Origin of the sequence: Chitinophaga sp., from assembly GCF_035564935.1 — a bacterium.
Lineage (GTDB): Bacteria > Bacteroidota > Bacteroidia > Chitinophagales > Chitinophagaceae > Chitinophaga.
In genome coordinates this window covers 1-5,302 of the sequence record NZ_DATMTE010000655.1, presented here as the reverse complement: position 1 = coordinate 5,302, position 5,302 = coordinate 1, and the positions used below count along the sequence as shown (strand labels likewise).

Annotated in this window: 4 protein-coding genes; 1 reads left to right on the top strand and 3 read right to left on the bottom strand. The window is 46.7% G+C overall.

The genetic code is table 11. From position 1 onward, the window contains the following. The 3 genes from VN105_RS16885 to VN105_RS16875 all read right to left on the bottom strand — a co-directional run. On the bottom strand, positions 1-275 hold a 275-nt coding region (locus tag VN105_RS16885), incomplete at its 3' end, for a hypothetical protein (protein WP_414647247.1). Positions 276-279: 4 nt separating this feature from the next. After that, positions 280-3,396, bottom strand: a complete 3,117-nt coding sequence (locus VN105_RS16880) for an efflux RND transporter permease subunit (RefSeq protein ID WP_325642702.1) — start codon at positions 3,394-3,396, stop codon at positions 280-282. Positions 3,397-3,408: 12 nt separating this feature from the next. Next, on the bottom strand, positions 3,409-4,551 hold the full coding sequence (locus VN105_RS16875; RefSeq protein WP_325642701.1) for an efflux RND transporter periplasmic adaptor subunit: 1,143 nt from the start codon (positions 4,549-4,551) through the stop codon (positions 3,409-3,411). Between the two features lie 387 nt (positions 4,552-4,938). On the opposite strand from VN105_RS16875, the gene VN105_RS16870 reads away from it, so the two are divergent. Beyond that, positions 4,939-5,151 (top strand): hypothetical protein, encoded by a 213-nt coding sequence (locus tag VN105_RS16870; RefSeq protein ID WP_325642700.1) that lies wholly within the window; start codon positions 4,939-4,941, stop codon positions 5,149-5,151. Positions 5,152-5,302: the final 151 nt, after the last annotated feature.

The window sequence follows — 5,302 nt, the reverse complement described above, 5'->3', positions numbered from 1 at the left end:
CTTTTCAGCTGCGCTTCGGAAGCCAGAAGCTCTTCAGAAGCTATCATCAAATCAGGATTTTTTTTCATCACCTGGTCCAGCAGGGAAATCAGTTCCTTGTCTTTAAAAAATTCACGGTAGGCTGGAATTTCGGCCGACTTTACACTGTTCGAAGGCTCGTCAAATGATGACGGAAGACTAAGTTCAGGCCGTTTATATTCCTGTGTGACTTTGCAGGATGGTAACAGTCCGAAAATAACGATTGCAATGGAGCTATATTTTGCGCGTACTTTCATCTCTCTAGTTTTTATGAATTGACACTTTATCCTGTAACCACTGGAAAACCATATATAAGACCGGAATTATTATGATCCCCAGGATCACACCGCTCAACATTCCGCCCGCTGCGCTGACACTGATGGAGCGGTTTCCCATCGCCGTCCCGCCTTTTGCAAACATCAGCGGTATGAGTCCGGCGATGAAGGCAAAAGAGGTCATCAGGATCGGGCGCAGGCGCATCTTCGCCGCGGCAATACCAGCATCAAATACAGACAATCCGGCTTTGTGCTGCTGGACAGCAAATTCCACGATCAGTATGGCATTTTTAGCCAACAGTCCCACGAGCATGATCAGGGCGATCTGGACATAAATGTTATTTTCGATTCCAGCAATTCCCGTAGCCAGGAATACCCCCAGGATACCAGTCGGTAAAGACAGCATTACAGCCAACGGCAGCAGGTAACTTTCATACTGGGCGGCAAGGAGGAAGTAGACAAACAAGATGCTTAGACCGAAAATAAGGATCATCTGCGAGCCGGAGTTCCGTTCCTGTAAGCTTAGTCCACCGTATTCATAGCTGTAGCCTTTGGGCAATTCTCTTTTTAGCACGCCGTCAATTACGCTCATCGCTTTTCCGGTACTGGCGCCGCCGCCAGCATTTACATTAATAGAGATACTATTGTACAGGTTATACCGGCTGATGACTTGTGGCCCATAGACTTTTTTCAGACTAACCAGTGTAGAAGCCGGAACCATCTTATTGTCGCGGTTACGGATCATAATGTTGGCAAGAGATGCTTCGTCCTTGCGGAACTCTGCTTCTGAACGGACATTGACCCGGTATAATCTGCCGAATCGGATAAAATCCGTTGTCTGCGAGCCGGTCAGATACAATTGTATCACATCCATGATTTCTTTGGGAGTAAGTCCCAGCTGCAAGGCTTTGTCTTCATCCAGCACCACCTCATACTGCGGATAATCGCTCCTGAAACTCGTGAACGCCGTCCCGATCTCTGGTCTTTTGCTTAAAGCTTCAATCACTTTCTTGCTGACCTTCTCAAAATCAGCAATACTTCCAGCAGCCCGATCCTGAAGCACAAACTCTACACCACCAGCGGTTCCAAATCCTTCTACTGCAGGGTTACGGAAGATCATAAATTCCCCTTTGATTTTACCTTTCACAGCCGACTGGATCTTTGCCATAATCTCGTTCATATCAGATACCGCTCCCCTTTCTTTTGGATTCTTCAGCGTAATGAATCCCATTGCAGAATTGGGTGAAGCCCCGGAGCTGAACAGGTTGAAGCCGGAAACAGTACTGATGCTTTTCACTTCGGGCAACTGCCTGACGATCTTCGTAGCCTGCTCCATTTCACGGGTAATGTATTGCAGATTGGTACCGGCCTGGAGGTTAACGACGAAACTGAGGTTGCTGTCATCTTCTTCCGGCACAAAACCTTTCTGGGCGTTGTTCATCAGGAAGAAGGCGCCAAAAGCAATCAAGGATAACGCACCCAAGGAAATGATTTTTCTTTTGCCTAAAAACCGGATCGCACCTACATATTTATCGGTCAGCCGATCAAAGCTGGCATTAAAAGCAATGGCAACCCTTTGGGTAAACTTCTTATGGCTTTCCTCGTGGTGCTTTTTTAGCAGCAAAGCGCATAAGGCCGGACTTAAAGTCAGCGCATTCACTGCTGAGATCAGAATGGCAATGGCCAGCGTATAGGAGAATTGCTTGTAGAAAACACCGGCTGGCCCTTCCATAAATCCAACAGGAAGGAACACAGCGGACATCACAAGCGTAATGGAGATAATCGCTCCGCTGATCTCACTCATTGCCGATGCCGTGGCCGTTCTGGCATTTTCCCCTGTTGCTTCCATTTTTGCATGGATGGCTTCCACCACGACGATGGCATCGTCCACCACGATCCCTATAGCAAGTACTAAGGCAAACAGCGTCAGCACATTCACCGAAAACCCGATCAGGTACATAAAAAAGAAGGTACCTATGATGGATACGGGAACGGCAATGGCGGGAATGATGGTCGACCGAAAATCCTGAAGGAAAACAAGCACCACGATGAATACAAGGATAAATGCTTCGATCAGCGTGGATTTCATCTGCGAAATGGAAGCATCCAGGCGGTCTTTCGTATTCTGAATGATCTCGAACTTGATCCCGTCTGGAACACTGAACTGGAACTTTTTCAGCGATTCCTGAACTTTGATGGCAATGTCGTTGGCATTGGAACCGCTGGCCTGGATCACGGAAAACACCACCGAAGGTTTCCCATCGGTGTAAGTATCGCTGGAATAATTGGACAATCCGAACTCAATTCTTGCTACATCCGTTAGCCTCAACACGGAGCCGTCTGTTTTTGAACGGAGGATGATCCTTTCAAATTCTTCAGGCGTGTTCAGCTTGCCTTTGTACCTAAGCACATACTGCAGTTGGGCATTCGATTCCTCTCCCAAGCTTCCCGGGGACGATTCAAAGCTGTAGTTCTGGATGGCCGTTTCCACATCGCTAGGAACCAGGCCGTAGACAGCCAGTTTGGCCGGATTAATCCATATACGGACGGAATAGTCTTTGGCCCCGAAGAGGCTTACATTTCCAACTCCGGGAATCCTTTTTAGCTCTGGAACCAGGTTGATGTTGGCATAATTCTGAAGGAAAGCCTCGTTGTAGAGATCTGGCTTTTCACTATTGATGTTTACGACCATCAGGTTGCTGGTCTGCTGTTTGGTGGTGGTCAGTCCCAAACGGATCACCTCCGTCGGGAGCTGGGCATTCACCTGGGCTACGCGGTTCTGTACGTTTACCGCGGCCTGATCCGGATTAACGCCCTGCTTGAAAATTACAGTAACTGAAAAACTGCCGTCATTGGAGGCGGTAGAGGTCATGTATTGCATTTGTTCCACACCATTGATGGCCTGCTCCAGCGGGGTAATGACCGAACGGATCACACTCTGTGCATTGGCACCGGGATAAACACCGGAAACAAAAACAGTAGGCGGAGCAATCTCTGGAAACTGCGTCATCGGGATGCGCTGCAGCCCCACGATGCCCAGTAGCACGAGTATTATGGAGACCACCGTAGCCAGTACGGGTCTTTTGATGATTTTGCTTAACATATCGGACAGCTTTTATTGGACGGCTTTGGGCGTAATGGTGGCGTTTTCAGCGATGGAGGCGAGCTCATTGGCAATGATACGGTCACCTGGTGCAAAGCCTGATTTCAGCAGATAGAAATTTCCTGACCGGGTAAAATCTTTTAAAGCTATCCTGGTCACCTTGTTCTGGCGGTTTACAAGCCCGACAAAAATTTTATCCTGAACTTCATAGGTCGCCAGCAGGGGGATTTTATATACATTCTGCTGAGTCGTTTTCAGCAGGATACGTCCTGTATTTCCTGTACGAAGCAAGCCTTCCGGATTCGGAAAGGAAGCCCGGAGCGATACGGAGCCTGTGCTTTGGTCGAACTGCCCGTCCATCATATCAATTTTTCCGGTGTAGCCGTACGGTTTACCGTCGGCAAGCAGTAGGCTGATGTCCTGAAAGCCTTTTAGTTTTTCGATCAAGGTTTTCCCGGAACGGGTGGCATTGATGTGCAGGATTTCCTTTTCCGGAAGGGAGAAATAAACATAAATCTTGTTCACCTGTGAAAGCATGGCCAAGGCCTGCGCATCATTAGGGCCTACCAATGCACCGACACGGTTGGGGATTCGGCCAATGTAGCCACTGACAGGCGCTTTCACGATAGAGAAATCCAAGTTAAGATTAGCTGACGCTACCAGAGCCCGCTGTTGATTGACAGCTGACACGGCATTCTCGTAACTTGCCTTTGCTTTCTTGTATTGAAAATCCGAAACGACTCTGCTATCGGTAAGTGCCTTATATTTATCCAATTCAAGTTTAGCCAATCCAAGTTGTGCTTTGGCCATACCTAATGCAGCGAGCGCGGTATTTTTTTGTTCTTGGTATAAATTCGAATTGATTTTGAACAAGGGCTGCCCGGCCTTTACGAACGCTCCTTCATCCACATATACCTTCTGTATATATCCGCTAACTTGTGGCCTCAGCTGAATATTATCCGTTGCCTGCAAGTTTGCGGGATAAGATTGTTCGATAACGGCTTCATCGGGGTATAACGAAATCAGGTCTGCTTTTACTGGCATCGATTGTTCAGCTTGTTCATTTTCATTTTTTCTCCTGCACCCTTCGGTGATTATAATTCCCCACATAAATAGCCCGAACATTAAAAGGCTGACGCTTAGTCTGTGTTTCATTTTGGATTTATCTTAAATTTCACGACAAAACTAATTTTTGCGATCCCTTGCATTTACGATTTAATACTGAAGTGATGGAATTGGCGGTTCAAATGATAATTTCAGCGAGTGACTTTTGTTAGAGCAGGGGAACAATGTGCGTATCACAATACTTACTCAGCTTCATCGGGGCAATATGGCTCCTAAACCGATCAACTTGACACCGGTGCAGGACATCGGAAGCACTGTATCCAACAAGGTGTTTACTGATGACGCGTCCGTTTATGGAGTTCGAGTGGATATCGTTTGCTTTTTAGCTAATGTTTAAACATATCTATATACAGCTGCCCACCAGGGACTACCGTGCAGAAATTAGATTAGTAAGAAGCAATTCAACAGAAATCCCACGTGTCGGATGCCGAATCAAAAGAACTACTGATCAGAACTGATGATGTACAGGTATTGCATGGTTTTGACACTGTGGAACACGCACAGGCATACTTTAACAGTAAATTGTTTAGAGATGATGTGGTGGTGGTATTGAAGCCATACCTGAAATATCCCCTTTTTAAGTGCAGCCTATTAATGCACTACAATGATTTTTCCATTCTTATCGATTAGCAGGTTAGCCGGAATGCTTTTTATGCCACGCTTCATTTTTGCCAATACCGCATATCCGAAACTGGACCCTGTGATTTCGACCCCTCTTATGTTTTAACACAACTTTACCAATTCATTTTCCCCAAGGTATAGGATGATAGGAGATTTTCCT

Coding starts and splice junctions, on each gene's coding strand:
- VN105_RS16880 (WP_325642702.1), bottom strand. CDS start 3,396: ATGTTAAGCAAAATCATCAAAAGACCCGTACTGGCTACGGTGGTCTCC.
- VN105_RS16875 (WP_325642701.1), bottom strand. CDS start 4,551: ATGAAACACAGACTAAGCGTCAGCCTTTTAATGTTCGGGCTATTTATG.